This window comes from Paenibacillus sp., assembly GCF_031177825.1.
In the GTDB taxonomy this organism is placed as follows: domain Bacteria; phylum Bacillota; class Bacilli; order Paenibacillales; family YIM-B00363; genus Paenibacillus_AE.
On the sequence record NZ_JAPSKE010000003.1, the window covers coordinates 188,529 to 212,389 of the forward strand.

The following is a 23,861-nucleotide window of genomic DNA, read 5'->3' on the forward strand; positions in this document are numbered from 1 at the left end:
CTCCCGCTTCCGTTCTAAGATACCCCTATCTTCGCACAGGCGAACGGAGAAGTCGACGGATGTACGTCAAGTTCGGCCGCATCGCGTTCGAGTACATCTCGATCGGCCGGAGGCGCTTCGGCATCAGCGCGGCGGCGACGAGGGGGGCCCGGACATAGGTCAAAGCTTCGTCACCCCGATCGCGTGATGATCGGCGAGAATGCGGGCGACGCGCTCCTGCTTCGCTTCGTCGCCGTTACAATTGACGAGCAGGACGACGTCCATCCGATGAATGCGGTGTTTGCGAATCCCCCGCGCCTTCTTCACGAAGCGTTCGACGACGATGCCGAGGGCGATGCCCGCGACGAGCCCGATCCCCCCCCAGAGAATAGGTCCCCAATACAAGAGGAATCCGTAGATCGTGCCGAGCAGCATCGTGATAGTGGCGGTGCACGCGACCGGGAACAAGTTGAAGCCGTCCGTATTGTACGGGTCGACGGGGAGGGGGAGGCCCGAATCGGGTTTCCGCAGCGGGATCGCCAGAATGTCCGAGGCGGCTACGCGGGCTTCCTCCAGCGTCGCGACCGCGAGCTCCAGCTTCAGCGAATGTTCGAATACGGATATGACGTACAAGGGGCGTGCACCTCCGAATTAGACGGGCATCTTGAAGTCGGGCGGGTTGTACCGATTCCTCAAATGACGGGCCTGCTCGATTTCGAACATCCGGTTGCTCGCCAGAATGCGATAATAGCTGTCGCTCGCCGCGAATACGTAGACGGAAGGCAAATACAACAGCCATTGCGGATCGAGCGACGACGTCGCGAGGGCGAACTCCCCCGTCATCGTGTAGAATACTGCCGACAAGAAGTTCGATTTATAGACGATGAGGATGTGCGACAGCATCAAATACAAGCCGGAGGCCAGGTTTCTCGAAATCAGATGCCCCAGACCCGGCATGAACAACGACCAGACGATGCCGAACCAGGGGCTCGCCTTCATCAAATAATTGATCTCGAAGCTGTTCATTCGGAAGGCGGGCAGCGGGACGCGGGCGCGATCGGCCAATACGGAAAACTGATTAAGCTCCGTCGCGAGACGGTACGAGTCCCACATGACGAAAATGTAGATGGCGATGTACAAGAAAAACCAACGGATGTCGAGGCACGCCTTCGCCGCGTCGAACTCGCCGGTCATCGAGAGGTAGATCGCTTGATTCAGGTGGCTTTGCGTATTGATCGCGAACTCCCAGAGGAAGAGGAGAACTCCCTTGATTCCCTTGCCAAGCAAGATGTGGCCGGCCCCGGGGAAGGCGGCCGACCACCATAAAGCGGTATATGGGTTATGGACCTGAATGATATTGGAGTTGAAAGGAGAAATGACTGCCTTCGGCCTTCGGAGGCCGCCGCTTCTGATTTGCATTGCGTCTTCCCGCCCGTCGTCGGATATGATCCTATTGTTTTACAGGAGGGGCATCGTTATCCAAAGGCCTCGACGAATGTCAAGCCTCCGGCGCGACTTGGATTCGCAATACCGTCTTCCTCCGGGAGGTCTCCGTCTTCCGCGGATCCGAGATGTAAATTTCCCGATGGAGCTTCGACGTTCTTCGATAGCCGCGCTCGCGGCAGTACGCCTCCATCGCCTCGAAACTGGCGGGCTCGTCGTCGTAGCTGCCTATATGCATCATCTGACAGCACAACCCCTCCTCCATCGAGACGAGGGATGCCTCGGTTATAAAGGGGTTAGGCTTCTTCCGGCTCGTCTCCCGCTGCAGCCGCTCGAACAGCGCATCCTCGAGAAACGCGGGCTGGCGAATCATGAGCTTGTACTTCAAGTTGCTCTTCACGGTATGCGGCACATTCAAGTCGACGAGACCCCAGACGCCCTCAAGCGGGTATACCGTATATTCGTAGTATCCCGCCGGCGGGGCTTCGCGCTTATAGGACATCTTCGCGGCGTAGCTAAGGCTGTACAGCGCGGCGGTCGCCGACGCGAATTCGTCCCCGTTCGGATCCCCTTGCCCCTCGATCGCGATGAACGTCATGCGCGGCACCTGAACGATCTCCGGACGTTCCTTCGGCACATACAACGACTTGTCTTGTTTCTTATAGTCTATTTTCGTCATGTTCGGTTCGACCTCCGATTCGGTTTGCGTTCAGCATACCACTCGATCGCTGACAGGGGCTGTCATGGTTGGAATAAGAAACAGGAGCCGCCCCGTAAGGGGAAGCTCCTGCGTCGACGGCGGATGTCGACGGTTGAACGGGAAAACCTCCTGATCATTCGGCCGAAACGCGGCAATTCGCCAGCGTAACGTCAAATAAGGGGGTGGTTTTCCCGTTCATCGGTCGAGGGCGTTACCCGCGCAGTCCGAACCGGTTGCCGGATTCGTCGAAGAAGGCGACGAACGTGCCGAACCCCATTTTCACGGGCTCGCCCTCGAAGGATACGCCGTTGTTCTTCTCCGTGATTGTCGTCGGGCATGGTGGTTGGGGAATTATGGTATACTCATCGGTAGTGAATAAAATAGCGATGGAGGCGGATTCCATGAAATGCCCGGTATGCAACGATGTACGGATGAGAGAAGTTGAGAAGAACGGCGTGCACATCGATGTTTGCCCGGATTGCAAAGGAGTATGGCTCGACAGGGGAGAGTTGGATAAGCTGATGCTCGGGGTACGCGAAGTGCGGGAGGAATACAACGAATGGCACCGGGAACCGCCGCCCCAACCCCAGATTCCGCCTTATCCGCAAGGGAAGCCAAGGAGCGATTCCGACGATTATCGTTATCCTCCGAAATACAAGAAGAAAAACACGGTGCTCGACATCTTCAACGATTTGTTTTAACGGAACATGGCCCAGAGCTCCGCGCATTGACGGAGTTCTGGGCCATCTTCGCGGTTTATGGGGAACGGCGTCAGCCGCTTCTCGGCTTACCTCTTCCTCGATAGCCAATCCGACAGCGCGCGGACGTCGTCGGCGTCGGCATGCCTTAGCGAGAAAGCCGTTCCGGATTTCCCCGCCGCTATAGCGACCTTAAGGGTAGCGAGCTGCTTCCCTTTTTGCATCGGCGTCTGCGAGCGGCGATGCCATTGCACGCGAGGGCGCGGGATCAACACCGTCTTTTTGGAAAATGCCCCGTTGCGGAGAGCAAGCAGCCCCTCCTCCCGCGACCAAGCCGCTTGACGGAATGCCATGAAGCCGAAGGCCCATACGACCGGCGGGAGCAGGAGCGCGCACCAGCGCCAATCGGTCGGCAGCCAGACGATGGCGGCCGCCGCCGCAAGCGACGCGAGCAGCGCGGGGAACAAGGCATAACTGTTATAGGCCTTCTTGCCGACGGGCTTCCACGATCCCGGCCAGCGGTAGTCCGTCAAGAACGTTTCGAATAATTTCGGCAGCTCCGAGACGCGAAGGAGCGGGAAGACGTCGACGGTCTTGTTCTCGTCATCCGAGCCGCCCGCGATCACGATTCTGACGGAGGCCATACGGAACGGCATAAGCAGGGCGTGCTCCGTCACCTGCACCGCCTGGATGCGCCGAGACGCGATGACCCTGCGTTTCTTCTCCAGCACTCCTCGCTCGATCGTCAGCGTATCGCCTTCCGCCTCGAGCCGGAACCCGTACGTCAGCAGGAAGGTGACCGCGACGGCGAACGCCCACGTCGCGGCGGCGAAGGCGCCGATCGCAAGAGGGAGGCCGGCGGCGAACAACGGGCCGGACATCGCGTCCCAGATTTCGGTTTTCCGCAGCCATTCGTCCCACAGCTGCACTCCGCCGCCGACGACGACAGTCCAGATCAGCAGGAACTTGCCGCTGGCGACGCTCAGAAGCAGCGTTCGGCGGAGCGAAAAGCGCATGCTCCGAGCGCCGCCGCTCGGAAGAAGGCGCTCGGCAGGGGTTTCTTCAGCGTCCTCGGACGCCGCGTCGCCGCCTAAGCCCAACGCGGCCTGAATGCGGGCCGCCTCCGCCGCCGCGATGGAGCTGAGTACGGCGTTCTCGTCTCCTCCGGCCGTCTCCACCTCCAGCCGGACCAAGCCGAAGAGGCGATCGTACACGGCGACCGTCGTATCCAGGGACTGAATGCGATCCTGGGCGATCCACATTTTCCGACGAACCCATAACCCTTGCTCAATATACAGAACGCCCTGCCCTACTCGGTATCGGAAGCGCAGCCAGCGAATCCAGGCTACGGAAATCAACAACATGGCGGCGCCCGCGACGACGAAGGCCGTGAGCGACCCTCGTTCGATCGATCGGCCGAGCAGCTTGTCGGCGCCCCATATGACGGCGGGAATGAGCGGCAGCAAGCCGGACAGCTCCTTCCCGGAACGGAACAGAAAATAGAGCATCGACACGGGGTGAAGGCGCTTGCCTGCGGGAGCTTCCCCGACCGATTCAGCGTTCTTCATGCTCGGCTACCCCTGCCCATTCGGCAATCTGCTTGCGCACGCGATCGGCTTCTTCCTCGGACAGCGCCGGAATGCGGTGGCTGCCGGCCGCCGTGGCGAACGTGACGGTCGACAATCCGTACCGCTTCTGAATCGGTCCCTGCTTCGAGTCGACATGCTGAATTCGCGACATCGGGATCGAGGAGCGCTTCCTCACCCATAATCCGTGCTGCAACTCGATCTCTTTCTCCGTGACGTTGTACCTCCAAGTGCGATAGAGCAGCCTCGGCATGACGATCAGCTCAACGCCGACGAATAGGGCCGAGAAGGCGGCCGCCGCGGCGGGGATCCAGGTCGGCCAGTCGAACCTCGCCGTCAGTGCGCCGAGAATGACGAGACCGGTCACATCGGCCGCGCTGGCGATCCAGCCTTCCGTTCGTCGGGCTTGCACCGCCCGTGGGTCGATGGTCTTCAAGATGGTCGCACTCCTTCTTTGGTCTACTGGATCGGTCCAAAATCAAGTTCTAACGTTCCCGGCATCATCCTAACACGCAATACGGTGATCGTGCGAGACGGTTCCGCCTCGTTCCGCGCGATACACGCCGTCGGCGCGCGTTCGTACATCCGAACCGGGACATCAACGAAAGGAGCCCCAGGTCATCGACCCGGGGCTCTATTCGGCAAGCGTTAGAGCGATATATGCCGATTCCCCTCGGCGCCGCGGTCGAACGCGACGACGCATTCCACATGCGCGGTGTGCGGGAACATATCGACCGGTTCGACCGAGGCGAGCCGGTACGCGCCGCCCGCGAGCAGCGCCGCGGCGTCCTTCGCGAGCGTCGACGGATTGCACGAGACGTAGACGATCCGCTTCGGGCGCACGCGCCGCAGCGCGTCGAGCAGCCGGCGATCGCAGCCGGAGCGGGGCGGGTCGACGACGACGACGTCGGGGCGGAACCCGCTCTCGGCCCAGCGCGGCAGCAGCTCCTCCGACAAGCCGACGTGGAACGAGGCGTTGTCGACGCCGTTCGCGGCGGCGTTGCGGCGCGCGTCCTCTACGGCTTCGGGCACGGCCTCGATGCCGCGCACTTCCCCGGCCGCTCGGGCGAGCCAGAGCGAGATCGTGCCGACGCCGCAATAGGCGTCGACGGCCGTTTCGCCGCCGGTCAGGGCGGCGGCCGCCCGGGCGCGCTCGTACAGCCGAACCGTCTGCGACGGGTTCAGCTGGAAGAAGGCGCGCGGGGACAGCTCGAACGTCAGGTCGCCGAGCGTCTCCTTCATGCGCTCCGCGCCCCAGACGATGCGCGTCTTCTCGCCGAAGACGAGCGGCGTGTCTTCGCCGTTCACGTTGTGCGCGATCGAGACCACGTTCGGCAGCGCGCGCCGCAGCTCGGCGACGAGCGCCCGCTCGCTCGGCAGCTCGGCGCCCGTCGTCACGAACGTCAGCTGCGTCTCGCCGGTCGATGCCGCCGCGCGCGCCACGACCGTGCGCAGCGCGGACGGGCCGCGCCGGGCCGTGCGAGCGCCGCCGCGGGCGTTGCGCTCCGCCGTCCGTCCGCCCGACCGCACGGCGAACTCGCCGTCCTCCGGCGCGGTCTCCAGGGCGCGGCCGTAGCCTGACGCGTCGGCGAGCGGCAGCCCGAGCGACTGCACGATGCGCTTGACCGTCTGCATGACGTCGTTCACGGCCGTGCGCTGCACGGGGCAGCCGGCGATGTCGACGAGCCGCCGCGAGCCCGACGCGTACAGCCCGGCGAGCACCTCTCGGTTCGGGCCGAGCCCGAGCTGGAGCTGCGCCTTGTTCCGGTACGCGCGGGGCTCGTCCATGCCGACGATCGGCGCGAGCGGCAGGGCGTCCGCCTCGATGCCCGCGTAACGGGCGAACGCTTCTCGGACGAGCGACTCCTTCTCGCGAAGCTGTCCTTCGTAGGCCAGATGCTGGAGCGAGCAGCCGCCGCAATCGTCGTACCACGCGCAGAACGGCTTCGCCCGATCGGGGGAGCGCTTCTCCGTCTTGACCGCCTCGCCGTACAGCAGCCTAGGCTCGACCTTCGCGACTCGGACCCTTACGACCTCGCCGGGCAGCGCGCCGTTCACGAATATCGCTTTCTTCTTGTAATAACCGACGCCTTCGCCGTTGATGCCGAGCCGCTTGATCGTGACGACGACCGTATCGCCGGGGTTCAGCTTGTCCGCGTCGGCGGCGGACACGGGGGCCGGTCCCGAGGCCGGGCGCGGGCGTGGGCGCGGGGGGTTCGTTTTCGCCATAGGTACTTGTCTCTCCGTTCGTTCCTCGCTTGAAATGAGTTCGTACCTATCACTTTACCACATCGGCGGTTCGGTCCCAACGGCGGACGGGGGGAGGAATTTTTTGTAAACGATCGAGCCGTGAGGTAGGATAATTACGTAGAAAGCTGGGAACGGATGCGGAGGGAGCGGGATAAAGGTGGAATATGTCATCGAGGCCGACGGTCTCGTCAAGCGGTACGGCGCGTTCACGGCGGTGAACGGCGTGAGTTTCCAAGTGAGGCGCGGGGAAGTGTTCGGACTGCTCGGGCCGAACGGCGCCGGCAAGACGACGACGATGGAGATGATCGAAGGGCTCCGGCGGCCCGACGGCGGGCGCGCGCTCGTGAACGGCTTCGATACGGTGTTGCAGCTGGAGAAGGTGAAGGCGATCATCGGGGTTCAGCTGCAGTCGACGTCGCTGTTCGACTTGCTCACCGTGCGGGAAATTACCGAGATGTATGCGAGCTTCTATAAGGAGTCGGTGCCGGTCGAGCCGCTGCTTACAAGCATGATTTTGACGGACAAGGCGTCCGGCCGCGTCAAGCATCTCTCCGGCGGCCAGAAGCAGCGGCTCGCCGTCGCGCTGGCGCTCGTGAACGACCCGCTCGTCGTCTTCTTGGACGAACCGACGACGGGACTCGATCCGCAGGCGCGGCGGACGCTCTGGGACATCGTGCTCCGGCTGAAGGAGCAGGGGAAGACGATCGTGCTCAGCACGCACTATATGGACGAAGCGCACATTCTATGCGATCGCATCTGTCTGATGGATCAAGGCCGCGTCGTCGCGCTCGACACGCCGGCGAACTTGATCCGGGGTCTCTCGGCCGACAAGACGATCGAATTCCGCGTGCCGGATTTCGCCGCGATGCCCGGCGATCGGCAGGAGCGGACGCGCGGCTGGCTGCGCGGCATCGCCGCGGCGACGAGCGTGGAGGAACGGCAGGAGGGCTTCGTCCTGTACACGAGCGATCTGCAGGCGTCGCTGACGGCGCTCGTGTCCGGCGCGGAGGCGCACGGCCTGCAGCTGGAAGGCCTCAGCACGCGAACGGCGACGCTGGAGGACGTGTTCATCCAGATGACGGGAAGGAGCTTGAGAGAGTCATGAAGCGAAACGCGTATGTCCAACTGACGAAGGCGCAGCTGACGTTGTTTCTGCGCAATCGGCAGATGTTGTTCTTTACGATGTTCTTTCCGATTCTGATGATGATCGGCCTCGGCACGATGCTCGACGGCGGCGACGTGTCGTTAAGCGGATACGTCGTGGACGAGGATGCGAGCGAGGCGTCGGCGGTCGTCGCGGACGCGCTGCTCGGCGTCGAAGCGCTCGGGCTGTCGGCGGGCGAGGATCCGGAGGCCGCGCTCGAGGCGCTGCGCCAAGGCGACACGCAGCTCGTCGTCGTGCTGCCGGCCGGCTTCGCGGCGGCGATGGCCGCCGGCGGGGAAGCGGCCGCGGTCGACGTGTTTTACGAAGAGCAGAACATGACCGTCGCGCAGCTCGGCGTCCAGTACGTCAGCGGCGTCGTCGACGGCATCAGCAAGGAGATCACCGGGTACGAGCCGGCGGTCGCGGTGGCGTCGCAGCCGGTGCGGTCGCTGGGCCTCCGGTACATCGACTTCCTCGTGCCCGGCATTCTCGCGATGATGATCATGTCGACGAACTTGAACGGCGTCGCCGGCCAGATCTCCTCGTGGCGCGAGCGAGGCGTGCTGCGGCGCATGCAGAGCACGACCTTGAAGGCGCGCACGTTCATCGCGGCGCAAATTACGGCGCGGCTCATCCTGAACGGGCTGCAGGCGGTCATCGTGCTGCTCATCGCCGCGCTCGTCTTCGGCACGAAGGTGAGCGGCTCCTGGGCGCTCGTGCTGTTCTACATCGTGCTCGGCACGCTCGTCTTCATGTCGATCGGCTTCATCATCGCGGGCGTCGCGAAGACGCCGGAGAGCGCAGGTCCGATCGCCGGGCTCATCTCGTTCCCGCTTATGTTTCTCGGGAACGTGTTCTTCCCGGTGCGGAACATGCCGGATTTCCTGCAGCCGATCGTGCACGCGCTGCCGATCGTGCATCTGTCCGACGCGCTGCGGTCGGTCATGAACGTCGGAGCCGGCCTCGGCGCGCTCTGGAGCGAGACGCTCATCCTCGGCGGGTGGCTCGTCTTGGCGTTCGCCGTCGCGAGCTGGACGTTCAAGTGGGAGTAAGACCGAAAATCCAATCGTGAAAAAAACCGCCCTCTCCCGTTCCTTGCTCGATTCGGGAGGAGGGCGGTTATTCGCGTTCCGTCGTTAGTCTACGTTAATGAACGGCGTCGCTCCGCCGGTTACGTTCGGCAGCTGACCGTTCCACTTCTCGATCGCCTTGAGCTGCGCTTCGATCTGACGCAATTGGATCAGCTCCGGCGTTACTTCTTGCTTCTGCAGCCGCAGCGCTTCGGCTTGCGCCTGGGCTCTGGTGATCTCCTGCTCTTTCTCGATCTTGATGCGCTCGAGGTCCAGCTTCGACTTCAACGCCTGCTGCTCCGCGATTTGCTTCTGCTCGATCGCCCGGTCGAACTCTTCCGAGAACTTGAATTCGGTAATGTTAATTTCGTCGAGGATCATATTATACATGCCCAACTTGGCGGTTAGGGCTTCCTTCACCATGGCGCTTACTTCGGAACGCTTGGAGATCAAGTCCTCCGCCGTATATTGCGCCGTCACGGCCTTGAGCGCCTCGCTGATCGCCGGGTCGACGATACGGGCTTTATACTCCAAGCCCACGTTTTGGTACAAGCTGTTCACCGTGCCGCCGTCCAAGTGATAGTTCACGGCGAGCGTCGTCGTCACCGTCTGCAGGTCGCGGCTTGCCGATACTTGGCTCGATTCGGCTTTCTGCACGCGTACTTCGACCGGGACGACCGTCTGAATGAACGGTACGACGAAGTGCAGGCCCTCCGACAACACTTGCGGCTGCACCGCGCCGAGCTGAAGCACGATGCCGCGATGGCCCGCTTCCACGATCGTGAAAGAACGGAAGCCGACGATAGCGAGAACGATCACGATCAATACGCCGATCGCGATGCGGGACACATTTCTGGGGTTCGGCATTCTTACGACGTTCTCAGGATTCAAACGGACCACTCCTTAAGATATATAATCCTTTCATACGTTAAGGAATGATCCCGCGTTGCAAGAAGTTATTGGCGACTGTCCGTCTTCCGCATGAAGTCCGGGACGTTCTACCCGAGACTGCTCGGCCATAGGACGAGGGATCCGCCGTCGCGGTCGGCGCCGCGCTCGAGCAGCGGCCGGACGGCGTCTTCGGCGTCCGCGGCTCTGCGGCCGTTCCACGTCTCGATGCGGATGCGCTTCAGCCCGCCGCGGCGCAGGAGCTGCCTCAGCGCCGGGAACAGCGTCGCGGCCTCGTCGGCCGGCTCGGTCATGCGGACGATATGCTTGCCGTTCGATTCGAGCCAGTACCGCCAGACGCCGTCCGCGAAGACGAGGTAATTGCCGGGCTTCCTGGCGAAGTCGGCGCCGGGGATGTCCGGCCAAGGAACCGCGACGCCGTACGGGACGACCGGATCCGCCGCGCTGACGAGCGCGACGACGCCGGTCGGGGCCGCTTCCGCGAGAGGCGGCGTCTCCCAGCCGCGCAGCGCGGAAACGCTCTCGCGCTCCATGAACTGCAGCATCGTCACGCCTTCGACGAATAAGCCGCGCGCGACGACGCCCCACTCCTCGAGCTGCTTGAAGAGCGGTTGGGCGGCGTCCCAACCGAACGGGGCGTACGCGTTCACGATCGTGGAGGTGACGCCGCCGAACGCGAGCAGCAGCTGCTTCGCCCAGGCGACGGCGCGCTCCTGTTCTTCGTTCGGCTCCCGAGACGGCGTCTCGACCGCGTACCAGCGGCCGTGGCCCGAGCCGAGCTTCGGGTGGAGCCCGCCCTTCGCGAGCAGGAAGTTGCGGATCGGCGCGAATTGATCGTTCGCGACGCGGCCCTCCCAGACGAGCTCTACGAGCTTCGGCAGCAGCGCGGACGGCGGTTCGCCGGCGTCGGCCGACAGGCGCGTCAGGAACGAAGCGCCCCGCTGTCGGAGCAGCTCGAGCAGCTCGGGGTGGGCCGACTCGGCGTCTCGATGAGCGTCGCCGAACGTCAAGGCGCCCTCCGTCAGGCGCTCCGACCCGGCGAGGAAGAAGGCGATGCGGCCCTCCTTCTCGCCGGGGCGCCGCCGGCCGAGCCAGACGAGCTCGCCGGACGCGCACAGCAGGTCGAGCTCGTCCTTGCGGTAGCCGGGGAGACGCGCCGGCAAAATCGTCGACTCCCATTGCGCGGCGGGGAGGAACAGCCCTTGCAGCGGCGCGAGGGCGGCGCGCAGCGCGTCGGCGCCGGCCGCCGCCGCGGGCCGGTCGAGGCCGTGGCGCGCGAGCAGCAGCCGCTGCCAGCGCGCCGGCTCGACGGGCGCCGCGCCGCCGCGCACCGCGGCGAGCGATAGCCGCACGAGGCGGGCGGCCACCTTGCGGCTGCTCCAATACGTCGGGACGCCCGAGCTAGGGACTTCGAACGGCGCGGGCTCGATCCGGCCTTCGGCGGCCCAGCGTTCGACCTGGGCGTCGGCGTCGGCGCGCGCGAGCCCGAACCGTTCCGCGAGCTCCTCCGCCGTAAAGCCGACGACCCCGTCGATGTATCGCAGCAGCACGAACGCCGCCGCCTCCGGGTCGGCGGGGAATCGCGCGTACGTCTCGACCTCGTCCCTGGCGATATATCGCGTCTCGCCGGCGACGCGCGCCGTCGCGACGCGGCCCGCCGCGACGGCCGCCTCCGTCCACCGGGCGGCGTCCGGTCCGGCGATCTTCTCGAGCTGCGCCGCGGACAAGTCGCCTCGACGCTTCAACAGCGTCGGCACGTCCTCCGGTCCGGCGACCGGGCGGCCGCCGGTTTCGAGGCGCTCCGCTTCGGCTTCGAGCGCAGCCGGATCGAGGGAGAGCTTCGTCCGCTCCTCGCCGAACAACCGCTCCGCCATGTCTCGGCTGACCTGCTGCAGCTGCCGCCGAAGCTCCTCGCTCGGCGCGTCGCCTTCGTACAGCATCTGCGCCACGTAATCGAGCGTGAACTGCACGGCCAGCGGCGACGGCGCGTCGCTCTCGACCGAGACGACTTCGATCTCGCCGCCGTTCAGCCGGCGCAGCGCGCGCTTCAGGCTCGCGACGTCCAGCTCGCGCAGGCATTCCTCGAGCGCCGCGCCGAACAGCGGGAATTTCTCCGCGAACGGGAGCGACGCTTGAAGCAACTCTTCGGCGCGAATGCGCTTCTGCCATGACGGCACGCGCGCGAAACCGCGGGAGAGCAGCAGCGCCGTCTCGGCCATGCGCCGGAACGTCACGGCGAACATCGCGGACGACGGCACCGCCTCCGCGAGCGCCGCCTCCGCCGTCTCCGGCGTCAGCGCCCACAGCCTCGGCAGCGCGTCGGCTTGCCAGGAGCGAAAGACGAGCTCGATGCCGTTATCCTTGGCGTTCGCGTACGGCGGGAACGGAAGGGACTCGTCCCAGATGCGCTGCAGCGCCAGAAGCCACGCGCGGTTGACGCGCCGCCCCCAATAGTTGTGCACGACGACATGCGTCTGTCCGGACACGTCTTCGTATCGTTCGACGACGAGACGCCGGTCGGTCGGCATGTGCGACGTCGCCTCCTGCCGGCGGACGAGATCGACGAGCTCCTCCGATGCGCGAGCGTCGAAGCCGCTCGTCCGTGCGAGAAATTCGGCGAGCTCCAGGTCCGATTGCCTGTCGAGGCGATCGAGGAGATCCCGCACGAACGCGCCGATGCGTTCGCCCAGCGCGAAGCCGCGCCCGCCGGCGTCGCCCCGCCAGAACGGCACCTCGCTGTAGCGATTGGCGGTCTCGCCGACGATGACGCGGTCGTGCTTGATCTCGCGGATCATCCAGGCGTGGGCGCCGAGCTGGAACACGTCCCCGACGCTCGACTCGTGCACGAACTCTTCCTCGAGGTCCCCGAGCTGCAGCTTCGTCTCGCCGTGGTAGACCGGGTAATTCGCGCTCGACGGAATCGTGCCCGCGCCGGTCATGGCGGCGAGGCGCGAGTTGCTCCGCGCCGTCAGCTCGCCCGTGTCCCGATTCCAGTCGAGCACGGGCTTCGCGAACGGGTAATATCCCGCGAGCAGGTTCAATACGCTGTAAAATGTCTCCTCCGGCAGCCCGCGGTAGGGCGCCGCCCCGCGGACGAGCGACAGCAGCGCCTCGGCCTTCGTCGGCGCGGCGGATACGGCGGCCGTCAGCTGCTGCGCGAGCACGTCGACCGGGGCGTCCGTCATCGCGATCGGCTCGATGTCGCGTTCGCGGACGAGGCGCGCGAGCACGGCCGTCTCGGGCAGCGCGCCGCGGCTGCGCACGAGGATGCGGCCGACGCTCGTGTCGCCGACGCCGTGCCCGGCGCGGCCGATGCGCTGGATGCCCGAAGCGGCCGACAGCGGCGAGTCGATCTGGATGACGATCTCGATATGACCGACGTCGATGCCGAGCTCGAGCGACGACGTCGCGACGAGGCAGCGCAGCTCGCCGGCCTTCAGCAGCCGTTCGGCTTCGAGCCGCCGCTCGCGGGAGACGCTGCCGTGATGCGCGCGGGCGAAGCCTTCCCCGAACCGCTCGTTCAGGCGCAGCACGAGGCGCTCGGACAGCCGGCGGTTGTTAACGAAGACGAGCGCCGTCTTCGCGGAGCCCATCAGCTGCTTCACGCGGTCCGTCAGCGCCTGCCAGACCGCCTCGCGGTCCTGCGTCGCGACGGCGTAGTCCGGCACCGTGACGCGGATGTCGTACGCCTTGTCCATCGCGCTCTCGACGACGGCGGCCTTGCGGAATGCGCCGGACGCGTCCGCGCCGGCGAGGAACGCCGCCGCCGTCTCGAGCGGCTTCTGCGTCGCGGAGACGCCGACGCGCTGCGGCGCCTGGCCGCCGCCGTCCTCTAGCAGCCGCGCCAGCCGCTCGAGCGACAGACTGAGATGCGCCCCGCGCTTGCTCGGCACGAGCTCGTGGATTTCGTCGACGACGACGTACCGGACCGTGCGCAGCATCTCCCGGCTTTTCTCCGCGAGCAGCAGCAGGTACAGCGACTCCGGCGTCGTCACGAGCACGTCCGGCGGCCGCTTCAGCATCGAGGCTCGCGTGCTCTGCGGCGTGTCGCCGGTGCGCACGCCGGCGGTAATCGGACGCCACGGAGCGCCGCTTCCCGCGTCCGTCGCGAGCGCGTCCAGCTCCGCGGCGAAGCCGACGACGTGATGGTGGATGTCGTTGTTCAGCGCCTTGAGCGGCGTCACGTAGAGGACGCGCACGCCGGGCGCTGACGGCTCGGGGCCGTTCTTCGCGCGCGCGACGAGCTCGAGTCCGGGCAGCAGCGCGGCGAGCGTCTTCCCGGAGCCGGTCGGCGCGGCGATCAGCGTAGGGCCGCCGCCCTGGATCGCGTCCCAGGCGCGGAGCTGGACGTCGGTCGGTTCGCCGAACGAGCGGGCGAACCAGGCGGACAGGACGGGGTGGAACCGTTCGAGCGGATGGGGTTTTTGCAGCATAGGGCGGGCCTCCCGGAGGGCGTCGTTTTCCGAAATATGGATGAAGCAATTATACCACACGCGGAGCGGAGAAAATCGCGTCGGAACGCGGCGGCGACGGAGCGTTCGATCGGAGCGGCGTCTCGCTTCTGCTGCATGCGATTCCGTTGCATCGCTATCCAATAAACGAAAGAACCTTTATGAATGGAACCCGCCTTCGCGCAAGGCGGGTTTTCGCGTTGTTATAGAAGCATTTATTTTCGCATTGACCGTGAGAATCGTTATCAGTAGAATGAGTCCATATGAAAATACGAATTCTATTGCGAATCTTCCAAGCCGCAGGGATCGCGGCGTTCGCGTGGCTGCTGTGGGCCCACCTCGATCCGATGCTGCTGACGGACGCGTGGCGGGCCCTGTCCGCGAGGCCGGAGCTGCCGCTCGCGATGACGGCGGCATACGCCGCCGCGTTCGGCTTACGGGCCGTCGCTTGGCGGCTGTACTTGCCGAAGACGATGCGCCCTCGCGTCTCGCTCTTGTATCACGGCCTCATCTATAGCCTGCTGCTGAACCACGTGCTGCCCGTGAAGGCGGGCGATGTCGCCCGCGTCGGCGTGCTGTGGCGCCGCGGCGGGGTGCCGGGCGCGCTCGCGCTGCAGAGCGTCGCGGCGATGCGCGCGCTCGACCTCGCGGCGCTGGCGCTCTTCGCGGCGGCGGGCGCGCCGCTGCTGCTCGGGGCGGGCGCGGCGACGCCCGCCTACGTCACGGCGGCGGCCGTGCTCGCCGTCGCCGCCGCGGGCGCGCTGGCGCTCCGCCGCGCGCACAAGCTGCCGTGGCCGGCCGCGCGTCGGCAGGCCGGCTACGCCCGCGAGGCGCTCCGCGGGAGCCGCGGAGCGGCCATCGCCGCGCTCGTGCTCGCCAGCTGGGCGCTCGAGGCCGCCGTCGTCTGGGGCGTCGCCTCCGCCGTCGCCGCCGTCCCCGGCGCGCTCGCCCCGTTCGAGGCGTTGTGGGCGAACGCCTTCACGATCGCCGGCGGACCCGCGTACGTCGGCCCCGGCGGCATCGGCGGCTACGAGAGCGCCATGAGCTACGCGCTCTCGCGAGCCGGGCTGTCCGCTTCCGACGCGTTCGCCGTCGCCCTGTTGTCGCACGGCTATAAATTCGCCTTTTCTTACGCGGCAGGACTTCTCACGATGCTTCTGCTGCCCGTTCCATTACCCGAGTGGCGCGAATGGTTCGCCCGCCGGAAGGAGACCGATCCATGGATCGAATGAACAATGTCGGCGTCTTCGAAAAGACGGCCGCCCGCGCCTGGAACTTCCTGAACGAGGGGAAGTCGTTTTTACCCATTTTCACGATCGGGGTTTTCCTCTTGTTCCATGCGGCGGATTGGCTCGCCCGGCCGAACGAGGCGCTCGTCGGCCTGATCTCGCTGATCATCGTGCTGCCGCTGCTGCTGCTGTACATGTACTTCGATTTTCCTCTTTATTTACGAAACTACTTATGGCTGCCGCTGCTCGTCTACGTGCTGCTGCCGTGGCCGCCGGGGTACCCGGCGTTCGACGTCGGGCTGGCATTGTTCGCGACGGGACTCTTCTTCTTCTTCACTGTCTTCTTCTGGGGCACGTTCTACTACCGAATGCGCATCGGCACGCCGTGGAACAACTTCGCGCGGTTCTGGAAGCTCGTGCTGAAGCATAGCGACTCGACGAGCGGCAACGCGCAGGAGCAGGTCCCGAAGTTTCTCCTGATTCTTGCGTTATGGGAATGGACGTATCGGTGGTTCGGCGAGGCATGGTCGCCGTCGAGCGACGGAATGATGACGTGGGGCTTTATCGGGGGCGTCGGCGTGTACGCGTGGATCTTGCACCGGAACTTGTTCGACTGGAAGCCGAAGGAGTACGACTACTTCACGAAGGACCGGTATCCCGAGCCGACCGAGCCGCTGGCCCGCCGCGTGTACGTGATCGTCATCGACGGGATGCGGAAGGAGCGATTCTTCGAAGCGCGCACGCCGTTCCTGGACAAGCTTCGCCTCGAAGGGACGGAGTATACGCAGATGGAGACGGTGTATCCGGCTCGTACGGTCGTCTGTTTCTCGTCGATGCATACCGGCGCGTACCCGCGCGAGCACGGCATCGCGTCGAACCTCGTCATCCGGTACGGCGTGAAGGTCGAGAGCGTGTTCGACGCGCTGCGGCGCGGCGGCAAGAAAGGCCGTCTGCTCGGCATCGCGCATCTCGTCGACGCATTCGGCGACGACGTAGAGAGCATAACGGCGGTCATGAAGCATGACGAGGCGGACCCGTCGATTCTCGAGCGCGCGCTGAAGGTCGTGCGGGAGCAGGATCCGGACTTCCTGACGGTGCAATTCATCGGCACGGATCAGACGGGACATTCCCGCGGGGTGTTCTACGACGACTATATCGAGAAGATCGAGGCGGTCGACAAGCTGACGGAGACGTTCGTGAAGGAGCTGGAATCCAGCGGCAAGTTGGAAAATGCCGTGATCGTCGTCTGCGCCGATCACGGTCAAGCGGACGGCATCGGCGGCCACGGGCATCTGGACGAAGGGGAACGGTTCGTGCCGTTTTTCGTCTGGGGGCGCGGAGTGGCGCGCGGGCGTCGCATCGAAGCGCGGCATTCGCTCGTATCGTTAGCGTCCACGATTACGCATCTGCTCGGCTGCCCGTTCCCGAGTTCTTCGCATGGTCCGACGCTCGTCGAGACGTTCCGCGACGAACCGTCCGGCGAAGGGGCGTCGAAGCGATGAAGCACATCGTCGTGTTTCTCCCCGCCTATAACGAGGCGGAGTCATTGCCCGACGTGCTGCCGCGCATCCCGCGCGACGCCGTCGCGGGCGCGAAGGTGACCACGCTCGTCGTCGACGACGGCTCGACCGACGCTACGTCTGCCGTCGCGTCCGCTTGCGGCGCCGATCTCGTGCTGCGCCTGCCGCGCAACCGCGGGCTCGGCGCCGCCGTGCGCGAGGGGTTGGCCGAGGCGGCGCGCCTCGGCGCGGACGTAGGCGTCATGATCGACGCCGATAACGAATATCCGCCGGAGTCGATCCCGGCGCTCGTGGCGCCGATTCTTCGCGGCGAAGCGGATTACGTGCTCGGCTCGCGCTTCGCCGGCACGATCCGCGGCATGAAGAGGCATCGACGGCTCGGCAATTATGCGTTCACGTGGCTGCAGCGGGCGCTGCTGGCGGCGGTCGGCCGTCCCGTGACGCTGACCGACGGGCAGTCGGGGATGCGCGCCTTTTCCCGAGAAGCGATGCTCCATGCCGAAATTATCCATGACTACAACTACGCCCAAGTCGTGACGCTCAATCTCGTGCGGAAGGGATTCCGGCTCGCGGAGGTGCCGATCCCGTATCAAGTGCGAACGAAGGGAGAATCGTTCATCAAGCTCCGAGCGTACGCCCGGAAGGTGCTGCCGGCGATCTGGCGCGAGATGCGGCGGAAGGCGGCGCCGCGATGACGCCGCTCCGGGAGCGCCCGTTCTTGTGGGCGGCGGCGTTCGCGGCGCTGCTGTGCGCGCTTCGCCTGGCGTACGCCTCGCCGTATGCTTCCTCATGGGACGCGGTCGACTTCGCGCTCGCGCTCGACCGGTTCGATCTGCTGGCGATGCAGCCGCACTTCCCCGGGTACCCGTTCTTCGTATTGGCGGGCATGGCGCTGCGGCCTTGGTTCGGGGGCGATGCGGTCGCCGCGCTGGCGGGCGTCGGCGCGCTGGCGTACGCGAGCGCCGTCTGGCCGATGTACGCCCTCGCGAGGGCGGCGCTGCCCGCATGGCCCGCGGCCGCGGCGGCGGCGCTGCTGCAGGCGTCCGCCTATGCGGGGCTCGCCGCCGCGCTGCCGATGTCCGAGGCGGCCGCGCTCGGCGCGCTGTGGTGGTTCGGCTATGCGGCGCTCGCCGCCTTCCGGTCGCCGCGCTTCGCGGTGCGCCTGCTGCCGGCCGCGGCGTTCGGCGCGCTGATGGGCATCCGCTTGTCGTACGCCGCGTTCGGGCTGCTGCTCTTGCCGCTGTTCGTCCGGGAATGGCGTTCGAGCCGTCTGCGTGCCTGCGGGTTTCTGCTGGCCGTGGCGGCGGCGCAGCTCGTCTGGGTCGCCGCGCTCGTCGTGACCGAGGGGAGTCTCGGCGGATTTTTGACGCTCGGCGTCGAGTTCGCCCGCGGCCACTTCGCCGAGTGGGGCGGGGCGGCGACGACCGAGACGTCCCCGGCGCTGCCGTCCCGCTTCGCGACGCTCGTCTTCCGGAACTGGCTGTGGATCGGCGTGTGCGGCGGCAGCGTCTGGAGCGCAGTCGCGCTGATTGCGGCCGCCGTCGCCGCGCTCGCGGCCGTCGCCGGCCGACGCGGCCAGGGTCGCGCCTCGTTGCCCGACGCCGCCGCATTGCGCTGGCTCGCCGCCGCTTGCGCCGCGTACTTCCTCTGGGCGCTCTTCGCCCAGAACATCGACAAGCCGCGGCACATCCTGCCGCTCATCGGGCCGGCGCTGTGGCTTCTCGCGCTGGGGCTGCACCGCGCCTGCCGCGGCCGCCGGGCCGTCTTCGCCGCGGCGATGGCCGCCGCGTTGGCGGGGCAGCTGTTCGCCGGTCTGCGGCTGCTGGACGCCGCGCATGCCGAGACGCCGGCGGTCGTCCAGCTGCACCGGTACGCTTCAGAGCGCCTCGAGGCGCCGTTCCAGCTGCTTACGTGGGAGGAGACGCGCGTGCTGGGGTACTTGGGCGCCGCGTATCCGCATAAGCGCGTGTACACGTTCGCGCTTGCGGAGGAGGAGCGGCTCACGCGGCCGGACCGGCGAACGTATGTGACCGGCAAGGTCGTCGAAGGCTTCGCGGCGCAGGGCGTCGACGTCGCGTCTGCGTTCGCGCCCGTGGCCACGTTCGTCTCGAACGCGATCGTCGACCCGGTGTATCACGAAATCACCTTATACGAGTGGAAAGAGGAAGAGAAAGCCCTCCGTCCGACGGATTGACCGTCGTCGACGGGGGCTTTCTTTTTCGTTTTTACACGCCACAATTCCACATCCCCGCGGGTTGGCGAGATGAAATGTTGCGCCGATTGGGTACCGACTCCGCAATTTTCGAGGCACGCCGCTCCTATATTTGGGGAACCGCGCCACAATTCCACATCCCCGCCGGCTGACGAGATGAAATGTTACGCCAATTGGGTATCGGCTCCGCAATTTTCGAGGCAAGCCGCCCCAATATTTGCGGAACCGCGCCACAATTCCACGCAGCAACGACAGGGGCTTGGGAGGACATGGATTTTTCCTTCCCCGGACATGTATTTTTTTCGTTGACAGCCTAATTGAAAGTGATTATCATTACACATGGGGCGGGACTGAAAATCATTCTCACACACGACGACCACTCCTCAACACATCATGAAGGGCGTGGAATGCCATGAAATGTTCTATCCGATCCATGCTGCTCGCGGTTGCGCTGCTTCTGCTCGTCCCGCAGCAGGTCGGCGCTTATTCCTACGGCGACCCGAGCCAAGAGGTCATCGCCGAAGCGATGAAGGAGATGATCGCCAAGCTTCCGTCCGGAGCGCCGGATTGGGCGGCGGTCGGCGAAATTTATAAAGTGCACCGGCCCGAGATCGAGTCGCACTTCGGCGCGTCCGTGGCGTCGACGCTCGAGGCCGACATCAAGGCCGAAGACAAGGAAAGGTTTCTCTCGAATTACAAAGCGCTGCTCGTCCTGAATCTGGCGCGGCGCTTCGAATACGCGAATAAGGACGTGAAAGACTATTCGGCCGCCAAGCTGTTGCTTGCGAAGGCCAAGGGCACTTACGACGTGCTGCAGCCGTACGTCGCAGACGACGCGACGGACGCGGCGGTGCGGACGGCGTTCGAAGAGGCGCTGGCCGCGCTCGGCAACCCCGGGTTGTTCGGCGTCGGCGAACAGCCCGTCGATCCCGAGACGTTCAAGGCGAGGACGGACCTCATCTTGAGCAAGCTGAAGCCGCTTTTCAAGCTGCAGGCGGCCGCGGCGGGGCAGCCGACCGCCGCCGAACCGGCGAAGCCGACTCCGGCCGAGCCTGCCAAGACCGAGGATCCGGCCAAGACGGCGGAGCCCGCCAAGACGGCGGAGCCGATGAAGACGGCTGCCGATGCGCAGAAGCCGGCCGCGTCCGAGCCGAAGGCAGAGGCCGAACCGGCGAAGGAAGAAGCGCCGGCCGCGACGGCGGCGCCGGAGGAGGCGAAGCCGGAGCCGGAGGCAACGCCGACCGAGGCCCAAGCGGAGACGGAGAACGCTCCAGCGGCAGAAGAGGAAGCGGCGCCCGAAACTGCGGAGACGACGGCCGCAGCCGCGGAGCCTGCAGCAGCGGAGCCGGAAGCGGCGGGCCACGCGCCGATGGAACGGCAGAGCCGCACGAACCCGATGGTCAGCGTCGCGGTGATCGGCGCGGTGGCGATCGCCGCCGCGGGCGGCATCGTCTACGCGAAGAAACGGAAGCTATTCTGAGCAATCATCCTATACATAAGTCCAAAGGAGCTAATCATGATGAAGAAAAGTATTGCACTGTTGTTATCCGCATCGCTCGCTTTCGGTTCCGTACCCGCGGCGTTCGCGGCCCAGACGTCGTTCGAAGTGACGACGGACGTGAAGGCGCAAGTCGCGCTGAGCGACGCCTACAAGAGCATTCTCGCGTTGTTCCCGGCCGACGCTTCGGCGCCGCCGGTCGATCTCGCCAAGGTCAAGGCGGAGTACGAAGCGAAGTTCCAGGCCGACGTGAAGGTCGTGAACGCGGAGATCGACACGCTCGTCACGCAGACGCTCGACCTGGCGATCAAGGGCGACCTTAGCGCAGGCCAAGCGAAGCAAGCGATCGACAAGGGCTTGCAATGGTATTTCTACGGCGTTATCACGAACCTCACTCGTTACGAGGCGCTGCCCGCGCTGGAGAAGGGCGACAAGGCGGCCGCGACGGCGGCGCTCGACAAAGCGATCGAGCTGTACGCAAGCGTACTGGAACCGACGGCGCAAAAGCGCGACAACTACTATAAAGACTACGGCGTCATGACGGTCGACACGCTCGCGATCGCAGTGGAAGGGCTGCAGCAAGCGGTGAAAGAAGGCGACGTACTGACGTACAAGATTTACCGCCAAATGTTCGACAAGTCGCTGATCAAGGTGTTCCACCTCGCGGCGATCAAGTACGCGAAGACGGCGCCGACGGCGGCGGAAGCGACCGCGGCGATCGAGATGACGGAAGGGTTCTTCTTCTTCGCGCCGATCTACAACTCGCTCAGCGGCGGCAGCAAGGCGGACGCGGACGCGGTTCGCGCGGCGTTCGGCAGCGGCGACCCGGCGCAGCTGAACGAGGCGGAGGTGAAGCAGCGGTTCGCGGCGATGTTCAACGGCAAGATCGGCGGCTACGCGACTCGCGTGCTGACCGACGAGCTGCCGAACGGCAAGCACGAGGCGGCGATCGAGCACGCGATGGAAGGCAACATGTTCCTCGTCGCGGAAGAAGTATTGATTAAGGAACGTCTCGGAGAAGAAGCGTATGCCGAAGCGCTCGATCATGCGGAGCTATACCTTGCGGCGGTGGAAGCGAACGACCGGGCTGCGGCGAACGCGCATGTCGTCGCCTACCTGAAAATCATCGCGCAGCTGGACGGCGTCGTCTTCGCGGTCGGCTCGAACGAGCTGACGATCGACGGCGAAGCGGTAAAGGTGGACGCTGCCTCCTACGTCAACGCCGAGACGAACCGTACGCTCGTGCCGACGCGCTTCATCTCGGACGCGATCGGCGCGACGGTCGCCTTCGACGAAGCGACGCAAGTCGTGACGCTGACGAAGGGCGAACAGAAGATCGAGCTGAAGCTCGGCTCGGACGAAGTCGTCGTGAACGGAACGGTCGATCCGGCCAAGAAGCTCGACCAGACGGTCGTCACGAAAGACGGGCGCAGCTTCATTCCGCTTCGCGCGGTCGCCGAGCTGTTCGGCAAGAATGTGTTCTACGCGAACGGCGAAGTCGTGATTACGGAATAATTTTCAGGAACATATAGAGGAAGGGGTGGCGATCCATGGATTTTCAAGCGTTCCTCATCACGTTTCGCGAAGCGCTCGAAGCGCTGTTGATTATCGGTGTGATCGTCACCTACTTGACGCGCATCGGCGAGAGCAAATGGAATAAGTGGGTGTGGCTCGGCGTCTTCCTGGCGCTCCTCTCGAGCTACGGCGTCGCGTTGGCGTTCCAAGTGGTGCTGACCGGCTTCGCGGCGATGGCGAGCCATATTTACCTCAAGATCGGCATTCTGCTCGTTTCATCGGCGCTGCTTACGCATATGATCTTGTTCATGGCGAAGCAAGGGCGCGATATGCGCGGGGAAGTGCAATCGAAGGTCGCCGCTATCCTGACGACCGGCAGCGTGATCAACATGCTGGTGCACGCGTACCTGATTACGCTGCGGGAGGGCATCGAGACGGTGTTCTTCTTCGCGGCGATTTCGGGCGGCGACATCGAGCAGGCGATCCGAAGCTGGGGCGCGCTGCTCGGGCTCGTCGTCGCGATCGCCGTCGCGTGGACGTTCTTCCGAGGCGCCCGCAAGGTGCCGCTCGGCAAATTCTTTAAGATTACGGGCGCGTTCCTCGTGCTGATCGCCGCGGGGCTGCTCGTGCAGGGCGTCGGGATCATGCAGGACGTCGGCATGCTCGGCACGCTGTACAAGACGCCGGGCGGACAGATCGGCGCGCTGTACGATCTTACCTGGCTCATGCCGGAGCATCCGCAGGATTACGAGCACTACTTGCGGGATTACGGCGTCGCGCCGTTGATCGACGGGCAGGTCGGCATCTTCTTCAAGGCGTTCCTCGGCTACACGCAAGACCCGTCGGTGGAGGAATTTCTCGCGTATTGGGGATACTACTTCTTGGTATTCGCGTTAATCGTCCGGCAGCGCAAGAAGGAGAGCGCCGCCGTCGAGACGCTCGACAATTCAACCGTGAAGGTGAGCGCATGAAGGTCAAAGTCTGCTGCAAAAACTTGAAGCGCTGCGACGGGAAATCGGCGGTGAAGGCGCTGAAGGGCGAATTCCCCGAGGTGAAGTGGAAGAAGAAAGACTGCCTCGGCCGCTGCGGCGCCTGCAAGAAAGGCGCGATCGCGGAGGTCGGCAAGGGCGAAGCGTTCCTCTGCAAGAAGGACCCCGACACGTTGTACGCCGAGCTGAAGAAGCTGTTGGTCTCGACGAAAACCGGATAGTTTCGGAAAAAACGCGGTCGCCGCTATGGCGATCGCGTTCTTTTTGCCGTTTCTCAACAGGAACGCCGCCGGCGACCCGCTCCGGGTCAGGAGGCGGCATACGATGCGCGCAGGTGACCCGGATCGGGTCGGGGCGAACGATCGGAGCGTACGCGGACCCGAAGCGGGTCAGGAAGCGGCATACGATGCGCGCAGGTGACCCGGAACGGGTCGGGGCGAACGATCGGAGCGTACGCGGACCCGAAGCGGGTCAGGAGGCGGCATACGATGCGCGCAGGTGACCCGGAACGGGTCGGGGCGAACGATCGGAGCGTACGCGGGCCCGAAGCGGGTCAGGAAGCGGCATGCGATGCGCGCAGGTGACCCGGATCGGGTCTGGGCGAACGATCGGAGCGTACGCGGACCCGAAGCGGGTCAGGAGGCGGCGGTACGAAACAGCGACGGTTC

19 protein-coding genes are annotated in these 23,861 nt (G+C 65.1%); 11 read left to right on the forward strand and 8 right to left on the reverse strand.

Features of this window, described 5'->3' with window-relative positions:
• Positions 1-159 precede the first annotated feature (159 nt).
• From RIN49_RS05055 to RIN49_RS05065, 3 genes are all read right to left on the reverse strand, one after another.
• The gene (locus RIN49_RS05055) at positions 160-612 is read right to left on the reverse strand and encodes a hypothetical protein (protein ID WP_309119076.1); all 453 of its coding nucleotides are present in this window, start codon (positions 610-612) and stop codon (positions 160-162) included.
• An 18-nt stretch (positions 613-630) separates the two neighbouring features.
• A complete protein-coding gene (locus tag RIN49_RS05060; protein WP_309119077.1) occupies positions 631-1,398 on the reverse strand; it encodes a hypothetical protein in 768 nt (255 codons plus the stop codon).
• Positions 1,399-1,477: 79 nt separating this feature from the next.
• Positions 1,478-2,101 (reverse strand): GyrI-like domain-containing protein, encoded by a 624-nt coding sequence (locus RIN49_RS05065; RefSeq protein WP_309119078.1) that lies wholly within the window; start codon positions 2,099-2,101, stop codon positions 1,478-1,480.
• A gap of 422 nt (positions 2,102-2,523) precedes the next feature.
• Here RIN49_RS05065 and RIN49_RS05075 point away from each other — a divergent pair, with 422 nt between their 5' ends.
• The gene (locus RIN49_RS05075; protein WP_309119079.1) at positions 2,524-2,823 is read left to right on the forward strand and encodes a TFIIB-type zinc ribbon-containing protein; all 300 of its coding nucleotides are present in this window, start codon (positions 2,524-2,526) and stop codon (positions 2,821-2,823) included.
• Positions 2,824-2,909: 86 nt separating this feature from the next.
• Here RIN49_RS05075 and RIN49_RS05080 read toward each other — a convergent pair whose 3' ends face one another.
• The 3 genes from RIN49_RS05080 to rlmD form a co-directional block, all read right to left on the reverse strand.
• On the reverse strand, positions 2,910-4,388 hold the full coding sequence (locus RIN49_RS05080) for a PH domain-containing protein (RefSeq protein ID WP_309119080.1): 1,479 nt from the start codon (positions 4,386-4,388) through the stop codon (positions 2,910-2,912).
• On the reverse strand, positions 4,375-4,842 hold the full coding sequence (locus RIN49_RS05085; protein ID WP_309119081.1) for a PH domain-containing protein: 468 nt from the start codon (positions 4,840-4,842) through the stop codon (positions 4,375-4,377). The genes RIN49_RS05080 and RIN49_RS05085 overlap by 14 nt, the downstream gene beginning before the upstream one ends.
• Positions 4,843-5,054: 212 nt before the next feature.
• A complete protein-coding gene (rlmD, locus tag RIN49_RS05090; RefSeq protein WP_309119082.1) occupies positions 5,055-6,635 on the reverse strand; it encodes a 23S rRNA (uracil(1939)-C(5))-methyltransferase RlmD in 1,581 nt (526 codons plus the stop codon).
• A 178-nt stretch (positions 6,636-6,813) separates the two neighbouring features.
• Between rlmD and RIN49_RS05095 the strand changes: the two genes are divergently transcribed.
• Both RIN49_RS05095 and RIN49_RS05100 read left to right on the forward strand, forming a co-directional pair.
• Positions 6,814-7,761, forward strand: coding sequence for an ABC transporter ATP-binding protein (locus RIN49_RS05095; protein ID WP_309119083.1), 948 nt, complete (start codon positions 6,814-6,816; stop codon positions 7,759-7,761).
• The gene (locus RIN49_RS05100; protein WP_309119084.1) at positions 7,758-8,852 is read left to right on the forward strand and encodes an ABC transporter permease; all 1,095 of its coding nucleotides are present in this window, start codon (positions 7,758-7,760) and stop codon (positions 8,850-8,852) included. Before RIN49_RS05095 ends, RIN49_RS05100 begins: the two co-directional genes overlap by 4 nt.
• A gap of 84 nt (positions 8,853-8,936) precedes the next feature.
• Here RIN49_RS05100 and RIN49_RS05105 read toward each other — a convergent pair whose 3' ends face one another.
• Entirely contained in the window at positions 8,937-9,761 is an 825-nt protein-coding gene (locus RIN49_RS05105; RefSeq protein ID WP_309119085.1) for a prohibitin family protein, read from the reverse strand.
• 107 nt (positions 9,762-9,868) lie between these two features.
• Entirely contained in the window at positions 9,869-14,212 is a 4,344-nt protein-coding gene (locus RIN49_RS05110; RefSeq protein WP_309119086.1) for a DEAD/DEAH box helicase, read from the reverse strand.
• A 281-nt stretch (positions 14,213-14,493) separates the two neighbouring features.
• Between RIN49_RS05110 and RIN49_RS05115 the strand changes: the two genes are divergently transcribed.
• The 8 genes from RIN49_RS05115 (at position 14,494) to RIN49_RS05150 (ending at position 23,414) form a co-directional block, all read left to right on the forward strand.
• Entirely contained in the window at positions 14,494-15,462 is a 969-nt protein-coding gene (locus RIN49_RS05115; protein ID WP_309119087.1) for a lysylphosphatidylglycerol synthase domain-containing protein, read from the forward strand.
• A complete protein-coding gene (locus RIN49_RS05120) occupies positions 15,459-16,961 on the forward strand; it encodes an alkaline phosphatase family protein (protein ID WP_309119229.1) in 1,503 nt (500 codons plus the stop codon). Before RIN49_RS05115 ends, RIN49_RS05120 begins: the two co-directional genes overlap by 4 nt.
• A complete protein-coding gene (locus tag RIN49_RS05125; protein WP_309119088.1) occupies positions 16,958-17,674 on the forward strand; it encodes a glycosyltransferase family 2 protein in 717 nt (238 codons plus the stop codon). The genes RIN49_RS05120 and RIN49_RS05125 overlap by 4 nt, the downstream gene beginning before the upstream one ends.
• Positions 17,671-19,173: a nucleoporin-interacting protein gene (locus RIN49_RS05130; protein ID WP_309119089.1), complete on the forward strand. Its 1,503-nt coding sequence runs from the start codon at positions 17,671-17,673 to the stop codon at positions 19,171-19,173. The genes RIN49_RS05125 and RIN49_RS05130 overlap by 4 nt, the downstream gene beginning before the upstream one ends.
• Before the next feature lie 430 nt (positions 19,174-19,603).
• Entirely contained in the window at positions 19,604-20,671 is a 1,068-nt protein-coding gene (locus RIN49_RS05135) for a hypothetical protein (protein WP_309119090.1), read from the forward strand.
• A 36-nt stretch (positions 20,672-20,707) separates the two neighbouring features.
• Positions 20,708-22,204 (forward strand): copper amine oxidase N-terminal domain-containing protein, encoded by a 1,497-nt coding sequence (locus RIN49_RS05140; protein ID WP_309119091.1) that lies wholly within the window; start codon positions 20,708-20,710, stop codon positions 22,202-22,204.
• Between the two features lie 35 nt (positions 22,205-22,239).
• The gene (locus tag RIN49_RS05145; RefSeq protein ID WP_309119092.1) at positions 22,240-23,175 is read left to right on the forward strand and encodes an FTR1 family iron permease; all 936 of its coding nucleotides are present in this window, start codon (positions 22,240-22,242) and stop codon (positions 23,173-23,175) included.
• Entirely contained in the window at positions 23,172-23,414 is a 243-nt protein-coding gene (locus tag RIN49_RS05150) for a YuzB family protein (RefSeq protein WP_309119093.1), read from the forward strand. Before RIN49_RS05145 ends, RIN49_RS05150 begins: the two co-directional genes overlap by 4 nt.
• The last annotated feature ends 447 nt before the right edge of the window (positions 23,415-23,861 follow it).